Origin of the sequence: Clostridium sp. TF06-15AC (assembly GCF_003481165.1) — a bacterium.
Classification (GTDB): domain Bacteria; phylum Bacillota; class Clostridia; order Lachnospirales; family Lachnospiraceae; genus Otoolea; species Otoolea fessa.
Window position 1 is genome coordinate 225,371 of record NZ_QUKS01000004.1, and the last position, 23,687, is coordinate 249,057.

The following is a 23,687-nucleotide window of genomic DNA, read 5'->3' on the forward strand; positions in this document are numbered from 1 at the left end:
ATTTGGAGGTTTTCCTATGAATCCAGGCAAAAAAAATTCAAATCTTTTAAAAAACACCGGTATCCACTTCCTGGAGTTTGCACTCGGCTTTCTCTCCCTGGCGAAATGCCACTACCAGCCAAGCCATGATATGAAAGTCAACTCGCTTCCATTTTTTGCCCTGATCGCGCTCGACAGCTGGGCAGATCAGGACTATACCATGTCTGAGCTGGCGGACAAGCTGAGTATCACAAAGCAGCAGCTCTCCCATATGATCAAGGTTCTTGAGGAACGCGGTCTGGTCGAGCGGATCCATGATACAGCCAACCGCCGCCGCGTCTACATCCGCATCTGCGATTCCGGCCGTGAGATGATGAACCAGATGAAGCAGGAAATGCTGTCTTCCACCCTGTTTGGGCTGCGCTCTTACACCCCGGAAGAACTGGCATCGATGGACGAGTGCCTGTGCCGCCTGATGGAATTAATGAAGAAATTCAACTGTGAAACCGATGAACCTGCGAAGAATGTATCCGTATGATAAAGACACCGGAGACACTTTTTTCTCCGCTTTCTTTTAAATCCTGTATAATTGACTTTTGTAACGTCCAGCAGCATTCCGGATTGATTTCTCTGCCATTTCATCCTTTCATCCGTTCCGGCGTGTTCCACGCCCCGGCAGAGTTTTCTTTCTGTGCCAATGGACGTTTCTCAATGATACAGAAAGAAGGTTCCTACATATTATGCCACAAATGATAGAAAATCATATTTTTCCACACGCTACTCATAGCAAGCACACTCTCCCCCTCTCATCCAGGCAAACTTCTGCTGCCATTCCACGCCTTTCCGGTCAAACGCGCGCTGCCGCACCTGCAAGAGCCCAAAAGGCCGCGGACGAATTTGCCCGCTACCTGCTCACGCGCAACCTTGCCGATGAGACACTCCGCGCTTACACTTATGCGGTACGGCAGTATTTTACCTATTACCGTGACATTACCTACCCCAATTTAAAGCTATACAAAATCTTTCTGCTCGAACACTACAAGCCGCAGACCATCAACCAGCGGATCCGGGCTTTGAATGCCTACCTGGATTTTAAAAAGCTCTATCCCGGGCATCTTCCCATGGTAAAAATCCAGCAGAAAACCTATCTGGATCACATGATCAGCGAGGCGGATTATGAATACCTGAAACGCTGCCTGCTTCGGGATGAACGGTACACTTACTATTTTCTCATCCGTTTCATGGCGGCAACCGGCGTCCGGGTCAGCGAAGTGATTCAGTTCCAGGCAGAAGATATTTTCTCCGGCTATAAGGACATCTATTCCAAAGGAAATAAAGTCCGGCGCATCTACATCCCACAGTCACTCCGAACCGATACCCTCAAATGGCTTTCCTTTCTCCACAAATCCCACGGTCCCATCTTCCTCAACCGCTTCAGTTCCCCCATCTCTCCAGGCGGCATCCGCAGCCAGCTCAAAACCATCGCCCTCTCCTACCACATGACACCGGAAATGGTACATCCGCATGCATTCCGCCACCGGTTTGCCAAGAGTTTTATCGAAAAATGCGGCGATATTTCCCTGCTGGCGGATCTGTTAGGACACGATAGCATCGAAACAACCCGGATTTACCTGATGAAATCGAGTCAGGAACAGCAGACGGTGATTGACCGGGTGGTGACGTGGTAGGCACAGGCGTGTGAAAACCATAAAAGGGGAAAGAACTGCCATTTTCCACAATTCTTTCCCCTTTATTATAGATTTATTTTTTCTCTGCTTCCACAATCACGAGCTCATATGGAAGTGCTTCCTCAGCGCTATCGGTTCTAATGTTTTTAACTGACCGTTCTACCGCATTCTTTTTTTCTCTTGCTTCCCACTATCCAGCTTTGTCTCAACATTCTGTTCCGCCTTCTTTTCAGAATCTTCCTCCTTTTCTGCTGTTCTACTAATAAGACGATGGGAAATTTCATTTGGTTTTACATATTTGCAATTTTTTTAACAACTTTTCTTTCCAAATAAATATTTTTCAAAACGGAAGTTAGAAGAACCAGATGGATAATAGAAAACGCATAAAGATATTACAGGCATAAAAAAAGCCCGGCAGAAAGAAAATGTGCTATGACATTCTCTCCCTACCGGACTTTTCCTAATATTAAATTTCCTTACAGCACCTTACTCAAAAATGCCTTCAATCTTTCGCTCTTTGGATGCTCAAAGAACTCCTTCGGTTCGTTTTCTTCGATGAAGTTGCCGCCCTCCATGAACATAACGCGGGTTGCCACCTCGCGGGCGAAGCCCATCTCATGGGTAACCACGACCATCGTCATGTGTTCCTCGGCAAGCTGACGCATTACGTTTAATACCTCGCCTACCATCTCCGGGTCAAGCGCAGAGGTTGGCTCGTCAAAGAGCATCACATCCGGATGCATTGCCAGTGCGCGTACGATCGCCACACGCTGTTTCTGACCGCCGGAGAGCTGTCCCGGATAGGCGGATGCCTTTTCCTTTAATCCGACACGCTCCAGAAGTTTCAATGCCTCCGTCTCCGCCTCGTCCTTCGGGCGTCCGAGCAGTTTCATCGGTGCCAGCGTCATATTATCAAGAATCGTCATATGCGGGAACAGGTTGAACTGCTGGAATACCATTCCCATTTTCTGACGGAGTTTGTCAATGTTTGTCTTCGGATCCGTGATATCCGTTCCCTCAAAATAGATGTGTCCGCCGGTCGGTGTTTCCAGCAGGTTCATGCAGCGCAGAAATGTGGATTTACCGGAACCGGATGGTCCGATCACGCAGACAACATCCCCCTTGCGTATCTGGGTGGAAATATTGGTCAGGACCTTTAAATCACCGAACGCCTTGGAAAGGTCATTGATGTCAATTATCACTTCTCCGTTTTGTACGTTATCGTTCATTCTTTCTCAGGCTCCTTTCCAGATTCTGTGCAAAGTGGTTGAAGATCATCGTCAGCGCCAGATAAACAGCAGCCACGATCAGAAGCGGTGTCCACGCGTCATACGTTCTGGAACGGATGATATCACCGCCCTTTGTCAGATCCTGCACCGCCACGTAACCGGCTACCGAAGTCTCTTTCAGAAGAACAACAAACTCATTGCAAAGCGCCGGAAGTACGTTTTTAAACGCCTGCGGCATAATAATATAACGCATCGTCTGGACATAGTTAAAACCAAGGCTTCGACCTGCCTCCATCTGTCCCTCGTCGATCGACATGATACCGGAACGGAAGATCTCCGCTACATATGCCGCCGAGTTAAGACCAAACGCGATCACACCGACAAAGACGCCGGCAAATACACGCGATACAAAAATACAGTAATAGAAAATCATCAACTGAATGACAACCGGCGTTCCCCGGATGACCGTCAGATATACCTGGCAGACACCATTTAAAAATTTCATTTTACCGGTTTTGTCGTGAGTCGCACGGACAATCGCAATCAGCAGACCAAGGGCAATGCCGATCAGGGTTGCAAATAACGTGATGATCAGGGTATTTTTCAGGCCCCCTGTCAAATACTGCCACCTGTCATCCTTGATCAGGTTTAAATATAAGGCCTGCTTGAGTTTCTCCAATCCGTTTTCCTCCTTGTAAGATGATATAGACCCGAAAAAGGGCTGCTGCCGAATTTCATCTTTTTCATTCTGCAGCAACCTTTTTCTTAATCAAACAGATGTAGCTTTTTCTGTCAAATTATTCAGCGGTAATGTATTTTGCAACGATCTCGTCCAGTTTTCCAGACTCTTTCAGGTTTGCGATGGATGCGTTGATAGCGTCCAGAAGCTCTGTATTGCCCTTCTTAACTGCGATTGCGTACTCTTCTTCTGCGTACGGTGTTTCCAGAAGCTTTAAGCCGTCATTCTCGTCTACAAATACCTGTGCCGGTTTGTTGTCAATGATAACTGCATCGATCTTGCCAGTGGACAGTGCCTGTACTGCATCTGCGCCCTTGGAAAATCTCTGTACACTCTCCTCGCCGAAATCATCGGTGGAGTAAAGGTCACCGGTGGTACCCTGCTGAACACCGATCTGTTTGCCCTTTAAATCATCCAGGGATTTGATGTCGCTGTCCTCGGTTACGATAACAGACTGAACGCCGGTTGCGTAAGTGTCAGAGAAATCCACCTGGGTCTGACGATCCTCGGTAACAGTCATGCCTGCTGCTGCGAAATCAGCTTTGCCAGACTGAACCTCCGGGATGATAGAATCGAATGCTACGTCGGTGATTTCCAGAGATGCTCCCATATCCTCGCAGATAGCGTTTGCAATATCTACGTCGATACCTACGATATCATTTCCATCGTGGTACTCATACGGTGCGAACTCAGCGTTGGTGGACATAACCAGAGTCTTTCCTGCAAATGCGCTGTCGCCAGCCTCTGCTGCCTCGCTGCCCTCTGCTGCCTCTGCGGTTGTCTCCTCATTCTCCTCTGCGGCTGCGGTTGTCTCTGCCGGTTTGGAAGAGCATGCTGCTAACGATGCTGCCATAGCAGTTGCCATAGCGATTGCTGCTAATTTCTTTTTCATAATAAATTCCTCCTCATTTCTATTCGCTGCTTTTGTATTTTTATGCAGTAAATACGAATATTCTTACTTTTATTACTGTATCTAGGAATACATTATACCGCATTTTTATAAATAATCAAGCCTGAATTCCTGTTTTTTACAGGGTTTTGTATGATTATGCATTCTTTTCCAATTTGTACGGTTCCAGTTACGGACAGATCTTGTTGTTAATTCTTGGCACGGGAGTTTAATAGTTGCATAATCAAAAAACGCAGAGTCTTTTTATATTTGTCATTCCTACACGAAAGCAAATGCCCGCACTTCTTACTCCGTATGTACGGATCTTCTGGATGATTCGGTTGGTGAAATTTTGAAAGTAAATGAAAGCAGATGACAGCTCGAAGAATGTTTCCGGTTTCCGAACGGATTATCAATTCATAACGAACAGTAAAATGAGAACAATTCCAAAAATGGACAAGGAAGAAAAAAATACTATAGTCTGCAACAGCAACAAAAATCGCTGCACCCCAGCAAATACAAGGGTTACAGCGATTTTATTTTCACTCAACTGCCAAAGACTGGTGTATCTGAACCTGGCTTTTCTATGGTCTTTCCGATGAATAGCTTGGCTGGCTTTTCATTGAGATTTCTTATGCTTTTTTTCGTTGACATTTAATACTGTTCAATGTATCATATAATCAAGAAATGGGTTTGTTACCGTACAGCTATTGCTCAAGCGGGGTGCTCGTTTCTTTTTTTATGTTCACCATGTCATACAGATATAAATTTCCGTCTGCAGCATTTCGTATCAACATTTCTATCCTGAATATATTAAATCATTCAAGAATACCTCGGTGCTCTTGTATCCAAAAGCAGACGCACCCTTTCTTACTTCCTCGAACATTTTTCCGCATCGATCGCCAGCACAAACATCAATGCATCCAATGCATATTCCGGCTCATTTACCTGAATAACATACGTGTCCGTCATATGGAACAGCTCTTTGCTGACACTGGCAACCGAATATCCCCTTTGATCGAGGATATTATAATCCCATTCCATAATCGAACCGTCGATATGCCAGCCATTGTAATCAATATTGTAATGCGGCATCAGGAAAGAGAATTCTTTACTCAAGCATCCGATATAGGTGCCTTTTTTATATATCTCAAATTTTGGCAGAAATGTCAGTACACGCTGAACAACCATTCCAATTTCATTGCCGTCTGCATCATATATCACCAACTTATGGCCCCAGGACAACTGGCCTTTTACCACATATACTGTATTGCCAAACTCATCATAAATATCATAACTGTCAAACCACGAAAATAACCGCTGTTTAAATAAAAGCTTCATAAAATCACCTCAAATATCATAATCCGTTCTCTTTTGTCCTCGCCCGGAAACAAATCCGATGTGTCAATCTCATCATAAAACATTAGCTGTTCCTCCGTCATCAGACAACTGATATATTCCTCCGATGGATAATAAAAAAACAGCAGTATCTCTCTCGGATTTTCGTAATAGGACTCATATATCCTGGCAAGAACAGAGTGCAATATCTCTACCGAAAATGGATTGAAAAAATAACACCGGTCCACTTCTGGAGGAAGCTCATAGTTCTCCGCACTGCTTAAGATAAAGGAAGTACGGTTTCCGGACACTGCCGTCTCCTTATTTTCTGCTGCCCCCTGATAAATACGTTCATCGTATTCGATTCCGATTGTTTTACTCCTTGTCTGATAGGACAAGTAAAAACAGACTCTTCCCTTGCCGGTTCCATAGTCCAATAAGGTATTATTCTTCCGAATTAATCCGCTGTTCGCCAACCGTTCCAGAACCACGTATGCCGTCGGTTCGTATGGGTATCGGTATTGATCCGCATGCGAATCATCTCTGCCGCTTGTTCGGATTTTCAGAAATCTATCCCATTGGGTCTCATTTTGGTTCATGGTATATCTCCCGTATCATTTACTCGATTCTTATATCTACAGAATATAGGAAATTGGCGGCGCTTGTCAACTTGCAGCTTTGGAAAGAAAAAAATTGCAAATATGTAAATCTCCCATCGTCTTATTACGGACAGATCTGGTTGTTAATTCTTGGCAAATCTAATATTTCGTACTATAACTATTCTGTACCGTTTTCTCTGTACTGGGCATCGGCTTCGCGTTTTTTGTTTCATAGGACACAGTTTCCCATGGAACAAAGAAATCGCACCTGATTCACAAGATACGGAACCATTCCTTAGGTTTTATTACGAAAGAAGGCTTTTTATGATTTCCCGTCTACTTACCTTAACTGCCTGGTCTATGACACCGCCCGCAGTCTGGTCTCCCTTTCATTTAGTATTTATGCTGATCGGCATCCCGCTCGCCGCCTTTGCCGCATGGAAATTGCGGACGCGCTCCGAAGCGTTCCGTCTGCATCTGCTCTTTGCCTGCGGTGTTTTTCTGGCATTTTCCGAGGTCTACAAACAGCTTTTTCTCTATTACATAGAAAACAACCGGCACTACGACTGGTGGTATTTTCCATTCCAGCTCTGTAGCCTGCCGATGTACCTCTGCCTGCTGCTGCCCTTTGTTCCGCATAAATATCAACGTATTTTTTGCACTTTTATGTATAATTACAACCTGCTCGGTGCCGTCATGGTGTTCGTCGATCCGTCCGGTCTGATGCACCCGTACTGGACGCTGACCCTGCATGGATTTATCTGGCATATCCTTCTGATCTTCATCGGGCTGCTCATCGCCTTTTCCCGCATGGTGCTGCCAACCGCCAAAGGATTCTGGCAGTCTACAGCTGTATTTGCGGTCGGATGCGTCATCGCAACTATCATCAATGTTACCTCGCATCCGTATGGAAACGCGGATATGTTTTATATCACGCCGTACTACGCGACCACGCAGATTGTGTACTCCCAGATCGCTGTTAAATTTGGAATTTTTGCCGGAAACACGGTGTATGTGCTTTCAATCATTTTGGGCGCATGGCTGCTGCATCTCGTATTTCAAGTCGAACGTCCGTGAGACTTGGCGCGTGATTCTGGTCAGCAAAGCTGACATATTCGTTGCTGCTCACTCATTCCGTGCACATCAACGGGATTTTACCGATGCTTCGCATTTCAAATCGGCAAAATCTGCTATCGATACGATATCATACGGAATTTTCAGTTCAGAAAATTCCTAATCTGCAATTAAAAGAGCGCCAGACCCGCATTCACAGCCGGGCAAACGCTCTTTTCTATAACAGCTCAATTAATTCACTGTCACGGTAAATTCCACTGAAACGACTCTGTAACAATGGATTTTACCCTTTTATTTTTATTTACTGAATCTCGCTATGGAACTCCTGCAGGGACTTAACCTCCAGATGTCCGTTCTTCTTGATACTTCTCAGAGCCTGTACGGTAGCCTTTGCTGCTGCCATGTTGGTGAAGTACGGAATCTTCGCCTTTACAGCTGCCTTACGGATGTAGCTGTCATCGCCTCTGCCCTTCTTATCGTTCGGGGTATTGATAATGATTGCCACTTCTCCGTTGGTAATCTTATCTAAAATGTTCGGACGGCCTTCGTTGATCTTGCATACCTTCTCAGCCGGAAGTCCTGCTGCTACCATCACATCACAGGTTCTGCCTGTACCCATCAGGGTAAAGCCACACTCGTAGAAGCCTCTTGCAACCTCGATCAGCTCTATCTTATCCTTGTCATTGACACTCAGGAGGACAGTTCCTGAGGAAGGAAGACGTGTCTGGGTTGCTTCCTGTGCCTTGTAGATAGCCTCACCAACGCTGGTGGACATACCAAGAACCTCACCGGTGGAACGCATCTCCGGTCCAAGTACCGGGTCAACCTCCGGGAACATCTTGAACGGGAATACCGGCATCTTAACACCGTAGTGCGGAATCTTCTTCTCTTTCAGTGCCGGAACCGGTGACGGACGACCTGTTAAGTAGGAAGTCATGATATCCGTTGCCAGTTTTACCATCTTGATGTTGCATACTTTAGATACCAGCGGCACGGTACGGGATGCTCTCGGGTTTGCCTCCAGCACGTACACTTCGCCGTCCTCGATTGCATACTGCATGTTCATCAGACCTACAACGTGCATCTCTTTTGCAATACGGCTTGTGTAATCACGGATTGTCTCTACCTGATCCTTGGTCAGATTTCTGGACGGAAGGATACAAGCGGAGTCACCGGAGTGGATACCTGCCAGCTCGATATGCTCCATAACAGCCGGAACAAATACGTTCTCGCCATCGCTGATAGCATCTGCCTCACACTCGGTTGCATGATGCAGGAAACGGTCAATCAGAATCGGACGATCCGGAGTTACACCGACAGCTGCTCTCATATAGAAGGTCATCGCTTCATCGTCATGAACAACCTCCATGCCGCGGCCGCCAAGTACATAGGACGGACGAACCATAACCGGGTAACCGATCTTATTCGCAATCTCTAATGCGTCATCAACGGTAACTGCCATGCCTGACTCCGGCATCGGAATCTGCAGTTTATCCATCATCGCACGGAACAGGTCACGATCCTCTGCCATGTCGATGGTTTCCGGAGTTGTACCCAGAATATTGACACCATATTTCTTCAGGTCTGCTGCCAGGTTCAGCGGTGTCTGACCACCAAACTGTGCGATAACTCCCAGCGGTTTCTCCTTATGATAGATGCTTAATACATCTTCCAGAGTCAGCGGCTCGAAATACAGTTTATCGGAGGTATCATAGTCTGTAGATACGGTCTCTGGGTTGCAGTTAACGATAATTGTCTCAAATCCAAGCTCTTTCAGAGCGATAGCTGCATGTACGCAGCAGTAGTCGAACTCAATACCCTGACCGATACGGTTCGGACCGCCGCCCAGAATCATGATCTTCTTGTTGTCGCTGCACGGACTCTGATCCTTGATGTGATAGCTGGAGAAGTAGTATGCAGAATCCGGTGTGGCACTTACGTGTACGCCCTCCCAGCCTTCTACGATACCTTCTTTGGTTCTTGCATCGCGGATCTCTTCCTCTGTAACGCCTAACAGCTCGCTTAAATATTTATCTGCAAAACCGTCCAGCTTCGCCTGGCGGAGAACCTCAACCGGCGGAACCTCGCCCTTATACTGCATCAGGCTTTCTTCCTCTTCTACCAGTTCTTTCATCTGCTGGATGAAGTAATGTTTAATCTTGGTTAATTCGAACAGCTCGTCTACGGTAGCGCCCTTACGAAGTGCCTCGTACATAATGAACTGACGTTCGCTGCTCGGAACATGCAGCATCGCAAGCAGTTCTTTTTTTGTCTTCTTATCGAAGTCTTTCGCATGACCAAGACCGTAGCGGCCTCTCTCCAGGCTTCGGATCGCCTTCTGGAATGCCTCTTTGTAGGTCTTTCCGATACTCATAACCTCGCCGACTGCCTTCATCTGGGTTCCCAGCTTGTCCTCTGCGCCTTTGAACTTCTCAAATGCCCAGCGTGCAAACTTGATAACAATATAGTCGCCGGACGGAACATACTGATCCAGAGTGCCGCTCTTGCCGCATGGAATCTCATCCAGAGTCATACCGGTTGCCAGCATCGCTGATACCAGTGCAATCGGGAAACCAGTTGCCTTGGATGCCAGTGCGGACGAACGGGAGGTTCTCGGGTTGATCTCGATAACAATATCACGGTCTGTCTTCGGATCGTGTGCCCACTGTACGTTGGTACCGCCGATTACCTGGATTGCTTCTACGATCTTGTAGGATTTCTCCTGCAGACGTTTCTGTACTTCTTCCGAAATGGTTAACATCGGAGCAGAACAGAAAGAATCTCCGGTGTGTACGCCCAGCGGATCAATATTTTCAATAAAGCAGACAGTGATCATGTTGTTCTTCGCATCGCGGACAACTTCCAGCTCAAGCTCTTCCCATCCAAGGATAGACTCCTCTACCAGAACCTGACCAACCATGCTGGCCTGCAGGCCTCTTGCACACACGGTCTTCAGTTCTTCTACGTTATATACAAGACCGCCGCCTTCGCCGCCCATGGTGTAAGCCGGACGAAGAACAACCGGATAACCCAGTTTATCTGCGATTGCCAGTGCATCCTCAACGCTGTAGGCAACCTCACTTCTAGCCATCTCGATGCCCAGGCTTTCCATTGTATGCTTAAACTCGATACGGTCCTCACCACGCTCGATAGCATCAACCTGAACGCCGATTACTTTAACATCATATTTATCCAGAACACCTGCTGCTGCCAATTCGGAGCAGAGGTTCAGTCCGGACTGTCCACCCAGGTTCGGGAGCAGCGCATCCGGGCGCTCTTTTTCAATGATCTGAGTCAGACGGTCTACGTTCAGCGGCTCAATATAAGTCACATCTGCTGTCTCCGGATCCGTCATAATCGTAGCCGGATTGGAATTGACCAGCACAATCTCATAGCCGAGTTTTCTCAGTGCCTTGCACGCCTGTGTTCCCGAATAATCGAACTCACACGCCTGTCCGATAATGATTGGACCGGAACCGATAATCAATACTTTGTGAATGTCATTTCTCCTCATGTTTTCTCCCTCTCATTGTCTGCTGTTTTTTGGCTTTAAAAAAGCGGCCTCCCGGATCAACTAAAAATCAAGCACCCCCGCGGTGCCTTCACGCGCGTCTGTCTGATCTTCCGTCACCCTGACAGCCTCCGCCAATCGCAGCTCTGCCAGACCCCAGTTAGCCATTATCAGCATTATAATAGAAAGCGCTTTATTTGTAAACAAAAAATTTTACAAAAATCGATCTTTTTCGCTTTTCAAATTTGATCTTCTATGATATTATAGTAAAGATATACTGGGGTGTTTATTTTGTCCAAAAGGCAGATTTAGACCCTCTTATTTTCGTTCCTGCGCGAGAATGTGCCAAGGCACATTCTTTTTTATTATCTTGTCCTACGAAAATCCTACGAAAAGGAAAGGGGTTATCCATTATGAAAAAAGTTGTCATCATCGACGGTCAGGGCGGACGCATGGGGCGCGCCCTCGTAGAAGAAATCCATAAACTCTGTCCCGGACAGCCGCTTCTCGCGCTCGGTGCCAACACCACTGCCACTGCCGCGATGATGAAAGCCGGAGCTGCCATGGGCGCCACCGGAGAAAACCCCGTTCTCGTCGCCTGCCGCGATGCCGACCTAATCATCGGACCAATCGGCATCGTCATTGCAGACTCCCTCTTAGGAGAAATCACCCCCGCCATGGCAGCCGCCATCGGACAAAGCCGCGCCCAGAAAATCCTGATTCCTGTCAGTGGAGGCTCCTATTGCCGCCATATTTTAGTAGGAACACAGAATTTACCAATGAATGAATATATCCATTTGGCGGCAGAGGAAGCAGCTGCCTACCTGAATCATATTTAAAAAATGCACGAAGCTGAACTCTCATCGTTCCGCTCCGTGCATTTTTCTCCCGGTCTCTTTATCCTTCAAAACCTGCATCTTCAACTCATCCACCCCGGAAAATTTCATCTCCGGCCGCATAAAATCCAAAAAATGAACCTCTATCTTTTTCCCATACAGGTTTTCATCCAGATCATAGATATATGTCTCCGCCCCCGCTGGTCGTTCTCCGGCAATCGTCGGTTTTTTTCCAATATTCGTGATACTTCCATAAGAAGCACCTTCAATCACCGTCCGGGAGAGATATACCCCGAACGCCGGAAGATGTTTCTGGATTCCTGGCAGGATATTCGCCGTCGGAAAACCTAGGGTGGAACCTAAATGCTCCCCGTGTACTACCTGTCCGCTGATCCGGTACTCGTATCCCAACAGTTCATTCGCCTTGCGGATATTTCCCTTCGCCAGCTCTTCCCGGATATAGGTGCTGCTGATCTCGCGATCGCCGTCCATCGCCTTTTCAACGATCGACACCTCATATCCATATTTCGGTGCCAGTTTCCAAAGCAGTTCAGCATCGCCCTTCCGCTGGTAGCCAAAATGGCAGTCCGGACCGGACACGATCGCCTTTGCGCCCATCTTGCCGACCAGAATCTCGGCAACAAACTGTTCCGGGTCCATATGTGCGACTTCCTGGTTGAACGGATATTCCACCAGATACTCCACCCCCGCCTCGCGCAGGTTCTCCTCGCGCTCCTCGTTGGTCGTGATCATCGTCTGCAGCTTTCCCCGGATCAAGGTTCCCGGTGCCGTCTCAAAGGTAAACACCGCTGGTTTATATCCTTTTTCCCGATACCGCATCACTTCCCGCAGCAGCTTCTGATGCCCTCTGTGAAGACCGTCAAACTTACCGATCGTGACCGCAGTCGGCTCTTTTATCTGAAATTCTCTGGTTCCGGCAAAATACTGCATCTTACTCTCCTCCCAGAAAGATCTTACGTGGTTTCCATTGTTTCTTCTCCGGCTGATAGGCATAGAGACCGATAAACTGGTTTGCGCTGTCATAGACGCGGATTATTCCAGAATCCGGAAGTACCATCTCTGAGTTTCCATCCGCAGAAACCTGGTGTTCAGCCAAACTGCTTCCGATCTGCACTAAGCAGCCGTCTCTCGGTCCCAGCCCCTTCGGGAATGGATTTCCATTCTGCAGAAGCTTATCCAGAACTTCGCTCTCCGATACATACGCCGGGCAGTCCTCAAACATTCCATCCACCGGCACGATCCTATCCTCGATCTGACCGGCTTTCGCCAGCGCTTCCACCTCGGACAGGCGCAGGCTGTCCCCGATCGTAAATCGATCGACGCGGGTGCGGATCAGTTTTTCCATACAGCCGCCGCATCCCAGCTTTTCACCGATGTCATGGCACAGGGTACGGATGTAGGTTCCCTTGGAACAGGTCACGGTCATCGTCACACGCGGCAGTTCCACCGCATCTATCTGAAGATCATAGATTTCCACCGGACGCGCTGCCCGCTCTACCTCTTTTCCGGCTCTCGCCAACTCGTAGAGCTTCTTTCCGTTGACCTTGAGCGCCGAATACATCGGCGGTACCTGCATATATGGACCAACAAAGCTCTCCGCCGCCCCGCGGACTGCCGGTTCTGTCAGCTGTTCCGTCGGTTTCTCCGAAAGAATCGTTCCTGTCATATCCTGCGTATCGGTTTCGGTTCCCAGCAAAAGAACTGCCTGATACGTCTTCCTCTTATCCGTCAAAAGGTCGCACAGCTTCGTTCCCTTCCCCAGACATACAGGGAGTACGCCCTCCGCTGCCGGATCGAGCGTACCCGTATGACCGATCTTTTTCTGTCTCAAAATGCCCCGGAGCTTCGCCACCACATCGTGGGACGTAAACCCCGGTTCTTTATAAATGTTTATCACACCGTGAAACATAAAATCTCCTAAAAAATCAGAACTATTACCGTCCATGCGCTGTGCACCTGAAAGCAGGCAGCGCAATCAGCAACAGAACCTCCTATTCCTCCCTACGGGCATCCATCTGTTTCTCAATATGTCCCGTCAGGTTGTTGATCACATCCCTCGGATGTCCCTGCATCGTGCAGCCCGCCGCGTGGATGTGTCCGCCACCGCCGAAATACGCCGCCACCTTGCTCACATCGACATAGTCGTTGGAACGAAGGCTGACCTTGTACTCGTTGAACGCCTTTTCATAGATGAAAATGGCACATTCCACTCCTTCGGTAATCCGGAGCTGATCGATAATGCCATCCAGATCGTTCGTATCGACACCGTAAAACTCCATTTCTTTCTGGGAAACCACACTGAAAATACATCTTCCATCCAGAATCCGTGTACTGCTAAGCAGCGCTTTTCCGAGAATCTGGTTCTGTGCGTAGGTCTTGCGGTAAAAGCTGTCGTCGATGATCTTCGCCGCGTTCACGCCTTTTTCCATCAGCGCGCCCGCGATTTCCATCGTTTTCCGGGTCGTTGAATTGTACTTAAATACACCTGTGTCATGCACAATTCCGGTATAGAGACACTCTGCCGCCTCCCTGCTGATCTTTGCCTCATCAAGAAGCGTGTATAACACTTCGCTGCAGGAGCTTGCGTCCGGAATGATGTAATTTTGTTCTGCAAATCCTGTATTGGTTCTGTGATGATCGATACAGAGTGTCTTGGCGGCGCTGTCAAAATAGACCGCGTAGGCACCCAGACGCTCTTTGTCGCTGGCATCCAGCGTAATGCACAGATCAAACTGTTTTTCCGGCACAATCTCGGTATGAATTTTCTCAAAATCATTCATATAAGAAAATTTAGCAGCCGGATGGTCGAGAAACAGTTCTGCCTCTATCTGCGGATAATTCTCCCGCAGATAGTTAAGCAGTCCCAGAGTCGTTCCGATACAGTCCCCGTCCGGATGGATGTGACCAAGCAGTACGATGTGCTCCGCCCCTTCCAGTGACGCCTCTAAGATATTTTTACTCATTTTCTTCCTCATCTCCCGATTCTGAGTCTCTGAGGTTTTCAGTTACTTCATCGATCAGGCGGGTCATGTGTACACCGTACTCAATCGACTGATCGAGAATAAATGTAATTTCCGGCGTATTCCGTAAATTAATGCGTTTTGCAAGCTGGGTGCGGACAAATCCGACAGCACTTTTCAGTCCCTGGATCGTATCCTTCGCCGCTTCCTCGTTGCCTAACACGCTGATATACGCCTTGCAGTACTTGAGATCCGGAGTTACCTCCACGGAGACAACCGTTGTCATCGGATGAATCCGCGGATCTTTCAGCTCACGGCTGATGATGGAACTCAGCTCTCTCTGTACTTCACTGTTAATTCTTGTATTTTTAATGCTATTTTTACGCATGAATCCCTCTGCCTTTCTAGCGCGGAACCTCTACCATCGCATATGCTTCGATCATATCGTCTTCCTGCAGATCGTTGAACTTCTCAAATACAAGACCACACTCGTATCCGGAAGCAACTTCCTTCACGTCGTCCTTGAAACGCTTTAAGGATGCCAGCGGACCATCGAAGATCTGCTCGCCGTCACGGGTAATACGTGCCTTGCAGCCTCTCTGGAATTTACCATCCAGGACGTAGGAACCAGCGATAGTACCAACGCCGGAAGCCTTGAAGGTCTGACGTACAACGGCGTGACCGATTACCTGCTCCTCGTAGATCGGGTCAAGCATACCCTTCATCGCTGCCTCGACATCCTCGATTGCCTGATAGATGACGCGGTAGAGACGAACGTCTACTTTCTCACGCTCTGCGATGGACTTCGCGGTTGCGTCCGGGCGCACATTGAAACCAATAATGATCGCGTTGGATGCGGCTGCCAGACTGACGTCGGACTCGTTGATCGCACCAACACCGCCGTGGATGACCTTGACTACAACTTCCTCGTTGGACAGCTTCATCAGGCTCTGTTTTACTGCCTCGACAGAACCCTGTACATCTGCCTTGACGATCAGTGGAAGTTCCTTTACATTTCCTGCCTTGATCTGGGAGAACAGATCGTCCAGGGAAAGCTTCATCTTTGTATCTTCAATTAACTTATTCTTGCTCTCAGAGATAAAGGTTTCTGCAAAGCTTCTTGCCTCTTTCTCGTTCTCCGGCTGTACAAATACCTCGCCGGCGTTCGGCACGTCATTAAGACCCAGAATCTCGACCGGAGTGGACGGACCAGCCTCTTTGACGCGGCGTCCCTTATCGTCCATCATCGCACGGACACGGCCGTAGCAGGCACCTGCCGCGATCGGATCACCGACATGCAGGGTACCCTTCTGTACCAGGACGGTTGCAACCGGACCTTTACCCTTATCCAGCTCCGCCTCGATGACAAGACCTCTCGCATTACGGTTCGGGTTTGCCTTTAACTCTTTGACCTCTGCGGTCAGAAGGATCATCTCAAGCAGTTCCTTGATACCTTCCTTGGTATGTGCAGATACCGGAACGAAGATGGTGCTGCCGCCCCAGTCCTCCGGAACCAGTTCGTACTCGATAAGCTCCTGTTTTACCTTCTCAATATTGGCACTCGGCTTATCGATCTTGTTGATCGCTACAATGATCTCAACACCTGCTGCCTTCGCATGGTTGATCGCCTCGATGGTCTGCGGCATAACACCGTCGTCTGCTGCAACAACGAGGATTGCAATATCAGTGGATTTTGCACCACGCATACGCATTGCGGTAAATGCCTCATGTCCCGGCGTATCGAGGAATGTGATCTTCTGTCCGTTGATCTCTACCATGTACGCACCGATGTGCTGGGTGATACCGCCTGCCTCTTTTGCAGTTACATTGGTCTGGCGGATTGCATCCAGAAGGGAGGTTTTACCATGATCGACATGGCCCATAACGCATACAACCGGCGGACGGGTTACCATGTCCTTCTCATCCTCTTCTTCCTCTTTCAGAAGTTCCTCGATGACGTCAACCTTGACCTCTTTCTCACAGAGTACGTCAAACTCCATCGCGATCTCTTCTGCCTGCTCGTAATCTACTTCCTGATTGATGGTGACAACCTTGCCCTGTAAAAAGAGCTTCTTTACAATCACAGACGGCTGAAGTTTCATCTTGTCTGCGAGATCCTTGATGGTGATTACCTCCGGGATCGTGATTGTCTTGATCTCCTCAACCTTTGCCTCCTTCTTCTGCGGCGGCTGAACAGCGCTCTTTACGTTCTTTCCGCCTCTTCCCTTGGAGTGCATCTCTTCCTCATGGTCGATCTTGCTATATTTATCGTTCTTGTAATTATTCTTATTCTGCTTGTTGTTCTGCGGTTTCTGTACAACCGGGCTGTCGAAGGATGGCTTCGGAATATTTAAACCGCCGCGTCCATCGCGTCCGCCTCTCTGACCATCACGGCCGCCCTGATAGCCGCCGCTTCTCTGTCCGTCACGGTTTCCCTGATAGCCGCCGCTTCTCTGTCCGTCACGGTTTCCCTGATAGCCGCCGCTTCTCTGTCCGTCGCGGTTTCCCTGATAGCCGCTTCTCTGTCCATCACGGTTCTCCGCTGGAGCTGCGCTCTTAGCCGGCTCTGCGGTCTGCTCTGCACTTGCTGCTGCCGGACGGCTTGCCGGTGCGCCGGTCTTGGCTGCGTTTCCTGTATTGGCCTTGCCTGCCGGACGGCTTCCTCTCTGTACGCTGTTCTGCGGACGATAAACCGCTGCAATCCGCTTTTTCGGCGGCTCAGTTGTCTTCTCCGCCTCTTTCTTCTCTGCCTCTAACGGCTCTTTCTTTATATCTTCCACTCGATTTGTTTCCGCCTTTCCTGTATCTGTCTTTGACGCTGTCGTCTGTCTCTTTGCTCCTGCAAGGAAACATCTGACTGCTTCTGCCTGTTCCTCCGTCACCTTGGAAGAATGGCTTTTTACGTCAAAATGATTTTTCTGCAGTATCTCTAAAACTTCTTTATTTGATTTGCCAATCTGTTTTGACAACTCATTAACTCTCATGTTTTGCTACCTCCGTTCCGGCACTGCCTTCCCGTTCTGCATAAGCTCCTAAAAGAGCCCGCCCAGAAAAGCGTTAATCATCTAACTTCTCTCTTAACGCCTTTGCAAAACCGGAATCCAAAACGGCCAGAGACGCTCTCATCTCTTTTCCCATCGCGTGTCCCAGCTCTTCCTTCATGCCGAACTGGTACACGGGAACCTTGTAGTATGCACATGAATTTTCAAACATCTTTTTTGTATTATCCGACGCTTCTTCTGACACGATCACCAGATACGCTTTTCCACTCTTGATCGCTTTCTCGGTCATGAACTCGCCGCTTGCCGTCTTACCGGCGCGCGTCGCCAGTCCCAGAAGATTCAGCACCTTTTTACGATTCTCCAAACTGCTCCATCTCCTTTTCCAGCGTCTCATAGACTTCCTTCGGAATCGCCATCTTGAGCGACCGCTCCAGTCCTTTGCTCTTTACCGCCTTTTTCCAGCAGTCCATCGAAGGACAGAGGTAGGCGCCGCGTCCATTCCTACGGCCTGTCGCGTCAATCTCGATCGTATCGTCGGCTGTCTTTAAAACGCGGATCATTTCTTTTTTGCTCTTCATTTCTCCGCATCCGATGCACTGTCTGAGCGGCACTTTCTTTGCTCCCACTGTCTATCACTTCCATTTCTGTCAAATCCCGGTTCTGCTGCTTTCTTTCTGCCAAATCTGCTCGTTCCGCCCGAAATCAGCATCCCCGCACATTATCTGTCAGGATTATTCCTGCTCCGCTGCCGACTCTTCTGTGCCCTCAGCCGCCTCATTTTCTGCTGCCTCGGCTGCGTCTTCCTCTGCCACGCTGATCAGCGGGTCATCGGTGTAGCCCTCGAAGCCTTCCTCATAACCGCTCTCAAGCTCATCTAAAAGACCGGACTCTCTTGCCTGTGTCTCGCTCTTGATATCGATCTTGAAGCCGGTCAGGCGGGCTGCCAGGCGTGCATTCTGACCCTCTTTACCGATTGCCAGGGAAAGCTGGTAATCCGGAACGATCACCTGTGCCTCGCGTGCTTCCTCATCTGCTGCAACCAGGATAACCTTTGCCGGGCTTAACGCGTTCTCAATCAGGAATGCAGGGTTGTCATCCCAGTTGATGATATCGATCTTCTCACCGCGTAGCTCATTGACAACCGCGCTGACACGCGCGCCGTTTAAGCCGACACATGCACCGACCGGATCGACGTTCGGGTCGTTGGAGCTGACTGCCATCTTCGTACGGGAACCTGCCTCACGTGCGATCGCCTTGATCTCTACGGTACCGTCTCGGACCTCGGCAACCTCAGACTCAAAAAGGCGTTTTACCAGATCTGGATGGCTTCTGGATACGGTGATACGCGGGTCGCGCTGTGTCTCTTTTACTTCGATGACATACAGTTTGATACGCTCGGTCGGTTTGAATACCTCGCCCTTTACCTGCTCACTCTCGTTCAGGATCGTGTCGATCTTGCCTAAGTTGATGCTGATGTTGCGTCCTACATAGCGCTGTACGATACCCGTTACGATATCTTTCTCTCTGCAGTGCCACTCCTCATACAGGGCGTTGCGCTCTGCCTCACGAAGTTTCTGTAAGATAACATTCTTCGCGTTCTGAACGGCGATACGTCCAAACTCCTTGGAATTGACAGAGAACTGAACGACATCGCCCAGCTCATACTTGCTGTTTAAGAGCTTTGCCTCTGCCAGGCTTACCTGGGTCATCGGATCCTCTACGGTCTCCACAACCTCACGCTCTGCCACGATGGAAAAATCTCCTGTTTCACGGTTGATGTTTACCTTGACATTATCTGCCCGGCCATAATTGTTTTTGTATGCTGTCAGCAGAGAATTTTCAATCGCTTCTAAAAGAACATCTTTGCTGATATTGTTTTCTTTTTCCAGCAGATTTATTGCCTCAATCAACTCTTTATTCATTTTATTTTATCTCCTCCTACCGTCTAAAAATCAAAGGCTAAACGAATCAAAGCAATCCCTGATTTTTCAAATGTACGCTCGCTGCCGTCCTCCATCGTGAGTGTCACGGAATCCGCGTCATAGGACGTAAGCGTTCCTGTAAATTCCTTCTGTTTGTCGATCGCTTTATACAGGCGGATCTCCACATCTTTGCCGATGCTTCTTGCAAAATCTTTCTCTTTCTTCAGAGGACGTCCCAGTCCCGGAGAACTCACCTCCAGTATATAGCTGTCCTCGATGAAATCTTCCTTATCCAGCCATTCACCAAGCAGACGGCTGATTACCTCGCAGTCATCAACGGTAATACCGCCCTCTTTGTCAATGTAGCACCGCAGATACCAGACACCGACCTCGCGGACATACTCCACATCAACCAGCTCAAACTGATGCTGCTCCAGAACCGGCGTGATCCACGCCTCTACCCGTGCTTCGTACTGCTCTCCCTTTGCCACACCCCCACCACCTTTCTATGAAATTAGAAAGAGTGGACTTTTTTGTCCACTCTTTCCAGTCAGTCTATTATGTTATCGTGCTTAGTATAACATGCTTTTTTCGGAAGTTCAAGAGGTATTTCCTATTGTTTCTCTTTATTTACCGAATACAGCCTCATAATCTGCTTTGAATTTCTCGATACCAGCATCGGTCAGCGGGTGTTTTACCATCTGCATCAGAACCTTGAACGGAACAGTTGCGATGTCAGCGCCAGCCTTCGCGCACTCGATGATGTGCATCGGATGTCTGGTGGAAGCACAGATAATCTCGGTGGAAATCTCCGGGTAATTGTCAAAGATCTCTACGATATCGTAAATCAGGTCTGTACCGTTGGTGGAGATGTCATCCAGACGGCCTAAGAACGGAGAAACGTATGTAGCGCCTGCTCTTGCAGCCAGAAGTGCCTGGTTGGCAGTAAAGATCAGGGTTACATTGGTCTTGATGCCCTCAGCGGACAGAGCTTTCACAGCCTTTAAGCCCTCGGTAGTCATCGGGATTTTAACAACCATGTTCGGATGAATCTTAGCGATCTCACGACCCTCGGCGATCATATCCTCTGCCTTCACAGTCGTAGCCTTAACCTCACCGGAAATCGGTCCGTCTACAATGCTGGTGATCTCTTTGATAACCTCATTAAAATCACGGCCTTCTTTTGCAATCAGAGACGGGTTTGTGGTAACGCCACAGATAATACCCATATCATTCGCTTCACGGATCTCATCAACATTCGCGGTATCAATAAAAAATTTCATTTCCCATATCCTCCTAATTTTTATAAGATAGATAGCCAGTATCTCCTATATCTGCTATACATAAGTATACCATACTTGTCCCATCTATTTCCATACTTGAATCTATATTTTACAAATTGTTACTGTTCACGCATACGTGCCCAGTAACTACAAATTCCCCTGTCCGTAATACGCCCCCGGGCCATGCTTCCGCAGATAATGTTTATCCTGCAGGCACTGCGGCGCTTCCTTCACATCCGGATTGATCATCTCGCAGCGCGCCGCCATCTTGGCAACCTCCTCGAGTACAACCGCGTTGTGAACCGCCTCATGCGCATCCTTGCCCCAGGTAAACGGTCCATGGTTCTTGCAGAGCACACATGGCACCGCCATCGGGTCGAGCTTCCTCTCCTCAAACAAATCTGCAATCAGCACGCCTGTGTTCCACTCATAATTCTTTAATTCTTCCTCATTTAAGTTTCTCGCGCATGGAACGGAACCATAAATATAATCTGCATGGGTCGTTCCGTAGCACGGAATGTCGCGTCCCGCCTGCGCCCAGGAAGTCGCCCACGGGCTGTGCGTGTGAACCACGCCGCCGATCTTCGGAAAACGGTTATAAAGAATCAGGTGGGTTTTTGTATCAGAGGACGGATTCAGCGTTCCCTCAACGCGGTTTCCTTCCAGATCCATGACAACCATATCATCTGGCGTCAGTTTGTCATAGTCCACGCCAGACGGTTTGATGACAAACAGCCCCTTCTCGCGGTCAATCCCGGAAACATTGCCCCAGGTAAAGGTAACCAGACCGTATTTCGGAAGCAGCATATTGGCTTCGTATACTTCTTTTTTTAATTCTTCCAGCATCGATTAAAACCTTCCTTCTACGGCGCCTCTCTCGGCAGCCAGACCATTGATATAGCTTGTCATAAACGCATTGAAGCCCTCGACATCCTTTGCATCCGGCTCCATCGTCTCCGCCTTTGCATCTGCAAATACCTGCTCATTTAAGTAATCGGACAAGCTCTGTCCCGGCTTCTTATCCTTGCGGTATGCCGCCAGAACCGCGATACCCCAGGCACCGCCCTCACCGGCTGTCTCCATAACGGATACCGGCACATCAGCCGCTGCCGCCATGATACGCTGTCCAACACCCTTGGTCTTGAAGAATCCGCCGTGGCCCATCAGTTTATCCAGTGTCACGTGCTCTTCCTTGAACAGAATGTCCAGACCATATTTCAGGGTTGCCAGGGAACTGTATAAGTGGGTACGCATGAAGTTTGCCAGCCCCAGCTTGCTGTCGGGATGGCGCATAAACAGCGGGCGTCCCTCCTCGAAGTCGGTGATCGGCTCGCCGGAGAGGTAGCAGTAGGACATCAGTCCTCCGCAGTCTTCATCGCCCTCAAGCGCCTTGCGATACAGGGTTCCAAACAGGGTGTTGCGGTCTGTTTTCTGACCCATCAGCTCATAGAACTCTTCAAACAGACCTACCCAGGCATTCAGATCGGAGGTACAGTTGTTGCAGTGAACCATACCGACCAGATGGCCATCCGGCGTAGTTACCATGTCAATCTCCTGGTGAACCGTCTCCAGAGTCTTTTCCAGAACAACCATCGCAAACACGGAAGTTCCGGCAGATACGTTACCGGTGCGGACTGCCACACTATTGGTTGCAGTCATACCGGTTCCTGCATCGCCCTCCGGCGGGCACAGCGGAATGCCAGCTTCCAGATTGCCGCTCTCATCCAGCAGCTTCGCACCTTCCTCCGTCAGCGTTCCCGCCTCATCGCCAGCGCTCAGAACCTCCGGCAGAAGGTCGCGCAGCTTCCACGGATATCCCTTCGGAACCATCATTTCTTCGAATTTATCCAGCATTTCAGCATCATACTGTCCGGTTGCCGGATCGATCGGGAACATACCCGAAGCATCGCCGACGCCAAGTACCTGCTTGCCAGTCAGTTTCCAATGTACATATCCGGCTAAGGTGGTCAGAAAATGCACGTGGGATACGTGCTCCTCGCCGTTGATCACCGCCTGATACAGGTGTGCAATACTCCATCTCTGCGGGATATTGTAGTTAAACAGGTCCGTCAGGCGTCTTGCTGCCTCGGCGGTCATCGTATTTCTCCAGGTACGGAACGGAACGAGCAGCTTTCCGTCCGCATCAAATGCCATATAGCCGTGCATCATGGCGCTGACGCCCATCGCACCAACCCTTTTAAGCGTTAAACCGTATTGGTTCTTCACATCGGCAGCCAGATCCGCATAGCAGTCCTTTAAGCCTTTCCAGATATCTTCCAGGGAATAGGTCCAGATACCATTTTCCAGACGGTTTTCCCACTCATAGCTCCCCTGCGCGATCGGCGCGGTCGTGCCGTCCGTCAAGACTGCCTTGATTCGGGTCGAACCAAATTCAATTCCGAGCGCTGTATTTCCGCTCTCTATGTCTTTCTTGATCTCTTCCGCACTGCGGCCCATATCCATCCTCCTCATTGTAGCAAAAAGCGCACCGCCGCCGGAATTTTCATCCCCTTGGCTGCGGCACGCCCCGTCATTCATAACTATTCTATTTTCACAGTTGTGGCAAAAACTTATGCAGTTACGTCTTTTTCAAAAATTTTTATCTTTCAAACGCCCT

22 protein-coding genes are annotated in these 23,687 nt (G+C 48.9%); 4 read left to right on the forward strand and 18 right to left on the reverse strand.

Annotated elements, in window-relative coordinates:
• The first annotated feature begins 16 nt into the window (after positions 1–16).
• Both DXC57_RS10060 and DXC57_RS10070 read left to right on the forward strand, forming a co-directional pair.
• Positions 17–517, forward strand: a complete 501-nt coding sequence (locus tag DXC57_RS10060) for a MarR family transcriptional regulator (protein WP_118524508.1) — start codon at positions 17–19, stop codon at positions 515–517.
• Positions 518–719: 202 nt separating this feature from the next.
• Positions 720–1,667: a tyrosine-type recombinase/integrase gene (locus DXC57_RS10070; RefSeq protein WP_243101444.1), complete on the forward strand. Its 948-nt coding sequence runs from the start codon at positions 720–722 to the stop codon at positions 1,665–1,667.
• A gap of 476 nt (positions 1,668–2,143) precedes the next feature.
• On the opposite strand, the gene DXC57_RS10075 is transcribed toward DXC57_RS10070, so the two are convergent.
• The 5 genes from DXC57_RS10075 to DXC57_RS10100 form a co-directional block, all read right to left on the reverse strand.
• A complete protein-coding gene (locus tag DXC57_RS10075) occupies positions 2,144–2,896 on the reverse strand; it encodes an amino acid ABC transporter ATP-binding protein (RefSeq protein WP_022360149.1) in 753 nt (250 codons plus the stop codon).
• Positions 2,886–3,575, reverse strand: coding sequence for an amino acid ABC transporter permease (locus DXC57_RS10080; protein WP_022360148.1), 690 nt, complete (start codon positions 3,573–3,575; stop codon positions 2,886–2,888). The genes DXC57_RS10075 and DXC57_RS10080 overlap by 11 nt, the downstream gene beginning before the upstream one ends.
• 118 nt (positions 3,576–3,693) lie before the next feature.
• Entirely contained in the window at positions 3,694–4,527 is an 834-nt protein-coding gene (locus tag DXC57_RS10085; protein ID WP_118524506.1) for a basic amino acid ABC transporter substrate-binding protein, read from the reverse strand.
• An 867-nt stretch (positions 4,528–5,394) separates the two neighbouring features.
• Positions 5,395–5,865: an LURP-one-related family protein gene (locus DXC57_RS10095; protein WP_118523041.1), complete on the reverse strand. Its 471-nt coding sequence runs from the start codon at positions 5,863–5,865 to the stop codon at positions 5,395–5,397.
• Positions 5,862–6,461: a methyltransferase domain-containing protein gene (locus DXC57_RS10100; protein WP_118523883.1), complete on the reverse strand. Its 600-nt coding sequence runs from the start codon at positions 6,459–6,461 to the stop codon at positions 5,862–5,864. The genes DXC57_RS10095 and DXC57_RS10100 overlap by 4 nt, the downstream gene beginning before the upstream one ends.
• 324 nt (positions 6,462–6,785) lie before the next feature.
• On the opposite strand from DXC57_RS10100, the gene DXC57_RS10105 reads away from it, so the two are divergent.
• The gene (locus tag DXC57_RS10105) at positions 6,786–7,538 is read left to right on the forward strand and encodes a YwaF family protein (protein WP_118652424.1); all 753 of its coding nucleotides are present in this window, start codon (positions 6,786–6,788) and stop codon (positions 7,536–7,538) included.
• Between the two features lie 298 nt (positions 7,539–7,836).
• Here the strand turns inward: DXC57_RS10105 and carB are convergent, their stop codons facing one another.
• Positions 7,837–11,049, reverse strand: a complete 3,213-nt coding sequence (gene carB, locus DXC57_RS10110; protein ID WP_107000573.1) for a carbamoyl-phosphate synthase large subunit — start codon at positions 11,047–11,049, stop codon at positions 7,837–7,839.
• 410 nt (positions 11,050–11,459) lie between these two features.
• Here carB and DXC57_RS10115 point away from each other — a divergent pair, with 410 nt between their 5' ends.
• Positions 11,460–11,885, forward strand: coding sequence for a DUF3842 family protein (locus DXC57_RS10115; RefSeq protein WP_118652426.1), 426 nt, complete (start codon positions 11,460–11,462; stop codon positions 11,883–11,885).
• Between the two features lie 21 nt (positions 11,886–11,906).
• Here the strand turns inward: DXC57_RS10115 and DXC57_RS10120 are convergent, their stop codons facing one another.
• The 12 genes from DXC57_RS10120 to DXC57_RS10175 all read right to left on the reverse strand — a co-directional run bounded on the left by DXC57_RS10120 (position 11,907) and on the right by DXC57_RS10175 (position 23,527).
• Positions 11,907–12,833, reverse strand: coding sequence for a bifunctional riboflavin kinase/FAD synthetase (locus DXC57_RS10120; protein ID WP_118652428.1), 927 nt, complete (start codon positions 12,831–12,833; stop codon positions 11,907–11,909).
• A gap of 1 nt (position 12,834) precedes the next feature.
• Positions 12,835–13,812: a tRNA pseudouridine(55) synthase TruB gene (truB, locus tag DXC57_RS10125; RefSeq protein WP_118523887.1), complete on the reverse strand. Its 978-nt coding sequence runs from the start codon at positions 13,810–13,812 to the stop codon at positions 12,835–12,837.
• An 82-nt stretch (positions 13,813–13,894) separates the two neighbouring features.
• Entirely contained in the window at positions 13,895–14,866 is a 972-nt protein-coding gene (locus DXC57_RS10130; RefSeq protein WP_118468284.1) for a bifunctional oligoribonuclease/PAP phosphatase NrnA, read from the reverse strand.
• A complete protein-coding gene (gene rbfA, locus DXC57_RS10135; RefSeq protein ID WP_022360140.1) occupies positions 14,859–15,251 on the reverse strand; it encodes a 30S ribosome-binding factor RbfA in 393 nt (130 codons plus the stop codon). The genes DXC57_RS10130 and rbfA overlap by 8 nt, the downstream gene beginning before the upstream one ends.
• Before the next feature lie 16 nt (positions 15,252–15,267).
• Positions 15,268–17,847, reverse strand: coding sequence for a translation initiation factor IF-2 (gene infB / locus DXC57_RS10140; protein WP_118652430.1), 2,580 nt, complete (start codon positions 17,845–17,847; stop codon positions 15,268–15,270).
• Between the two features lie 73 nt (positions 17,848–17,920).
• Positions 17,921–18,229: a ribosomal L7Ae/L30e/S12e/Gadd45 family protein gene (locus DXC57_RS10145; RefSeq protein WP_107000578.1), complete on the reverse strand. Its 309-nt coding sequence runs from the start codon at positions 18,227–18,229 to the stop codon at positions 17,921–17,923.
• Entirely contained in the window at positions 18,216–18,491 is a 276-nt protein-coding gene (locus tag DXC57_RS10150; protein WP_107000579.1) for a YlxR family protein, read from the reverse strand. The genes DXC57_RS10145 and DXC57_RS10150 overlap by 14 nt, the downstream gene beginning before the upstream one ends.
• 105 nt (positions 18,492–18,596) lie before the next feature.
• Positions 18,597–19,787 carry a transcription termination factor NusA gene (gene nusA, locus DXC57_RS10155; RefSeq protein WP_118652432.1) on the reverse strand — a complete coding sequence of 397 codons (1,191 nt, stop codon included), beginning with the start codon at positions 19,785–19,787 and terminating at the stop codon, positions 18,597–18,599.
• 23 nt (positions 19,788–19,810) lie between these two features.
• On the reverse strand, positions 19,811–20,278 hold the full coding sequence (rimP, locus tag DXC57_RS10160; protein WP_022358582.1) for a ribosome maturation factor RimP: 468 nt from the start codon (positions 20,276–20,278) through the stop codon (positions 19,811–19,813).
• Between the two features lie 135 nt (positions 20,279–20,413).
• Positions 20,414–21,070 (reverse strand): fructose-6-phosphate aldolase, encoded by a 657-nt coding sequence (gene fsa, locus DXC57_RS10165; RefSeq protein ID WP_022358583.1) that lies wholly within the window; start codon positions 21,068–21,070, stop codon positions 20,414–20,416.
• A 147-nt stretch (positions 21,071–21,217) separates the two neighbouring features.
• Positions 21,218–21,916, reverse strand: a complete 699-nt coding sequence (locus tag DXC57_RS10170) for an L-ribulose-5-phosphate 4-epimerase (protein ID WP_107000582.1) — start codon at positions 21,914–21,916, stop codon at positions 21,218–21,220.
• Positions 21,917–21,919: 3 nt separating this feature from the next.
• Positions 21,920–23,527, reverse strand: a complete 1,608-nt coding sequence (locus tag DXC57_RS10175) for an FGGY-family carbohydrate kinase (RefSeq protein ID WP_117796231.1) — start codon at positions 23,525–23,527, stop codon at positions 21,920–21,922.
• Between the last annotated feature and the right edge of the window lie 160 nt (positions 23,528–23,687).

What these genes read in the sequence shown, in the direction of transcription:
- DXC57_RS10170 (WP_107000582.1), bottom strand. Translation starts at nt 21,916, where the DNA reads ATGCTGGAAGAATTAAAAAAAGAAGTATACGAAGCCAATATGCTGCTT.
- DXC57_RS10120 (WP_118652428.1), bottom strand. Translation starts at nt 12,833, where the DNA reads ATGCAGTATTTTGCCGGAACCAGAGAATTTCAGATAAAAGAGCCGACT.
- infB (WP_118652430.1), bottom strand. Translation starts at nt 17,847, where the DNA reads ATGAGAGTTAATGAGTTGTCAAAACAGATTGGCAAATCAAATAAAGAA.
- DXC57_RS10085 (WP_118524506.1), bottom strand. Translation starts at nt 4,527, where the DNA reads ATGAAAAAGAAATTAGCAGCAATCGCTATGGCAACTGCTATGGCAGCA.
- DXC57_RS10130 (WP_118468284.1), bottom strand. Translation starts at nt 14,866, where the DNA reads ATGAGTAAAAATATCTTAGAGGCGTCACTGGAAGGGGCGGAGCACATC.
- DXC57_RS10060 (WP_118524508.1), top strand. Translation starts at nt 17, where the DNA reads ATGAATCCAGGCAAAAAAAATTCAAATCTTTTAAAAAACACCGGTATC.
- truB (WP_118523887.1), bottom strand. Translation starts at nt 13,812, where the DNA reads ATGTTTCACGGTGTGATAAACATTTATAAAGAACCGGGGTTTACGTCC.
- DXC57_RS10105 (WP_118652424.1), top strand. Translation starts at nt 6,786, where the DNA reads ATGATTTCCCGTCTACTTACCTTAACTGCCTGGTCTATGACACCGCCC.
- DXC57_RS10175 (WP_117796231.1), bottom strand. Translation starts at nt 23,527, where the DNA reads ATGGGCCGCAGTGCGGAAGAGATCAAGAAAGACATAGAGAGCGGAAAT.
- DXC57_RS10070 (WP_243101444.1), top strand. Translation starts at nt 720, where the DNA reads ATGCCACAAATGATAGAAAATCATATTTTTCCACACGCTACTCATAGC.
- carB (WP_107000573.1), bottom strand. Translation starts at nt 11,049, where the DNA reads ATGAGGAGAAATGACATTCACAAAGTATTGATTATCGGTTCCGGTCCA.
- nusA (WP_118652432.1), bottom strand. Translation starts at nt 19,787, where the DNA reads ATGAATAAAGAGTTGATTGAGGCAATAAATCTGCTGGAAAAAGAAAAC.
- fsa (WP_022358583.1), bottom strand. Translation starts at nt 21,070, where the DNA reads ATGAAATTTTTTATTGATACCGCGAATGTTGATGAGATCCGTGAAGCG.
- DXC57_RS10095 (WP_118523041.1), bottom strand. Translation starts at nt 5,865, where the DNA reads ATGAAGCTTTTATTTAAACAGCGGTTATTTTCGTGGTTTGACAGTTAT.
- DXC57_RS10100 (WP_118523883.1), bottom strand. Translation starts at nt 6,461, where the DNA reads ATGAACCAAAATGAGACCCAATGGGATAGATTTCTGAAAATCCGAACA.
- DXC57_RS10075 (WP_022360149.1), bottom strand. Translation starts at nt 2,896, where the DNA reads ATGAACGATAACGTACAAAACGGAGAAGTGATAATTGACATCAATGAC.
- DXC57_RS10115 (WP_118652426.1), top strand. Translation starts at nt 11,460, where the DNA reads ATGAAAAAAGTTGTCATCATCGACGGTCAGGGCGGACGCATGGGGCGC.
- rbfA (WP_022360140.1), bottom strand. Translation starts at nt 15,251, where the DNA reads ATGCGTAAAAATAGCATTAAAAATACAAGAATTAACAGTGAAGTACAG.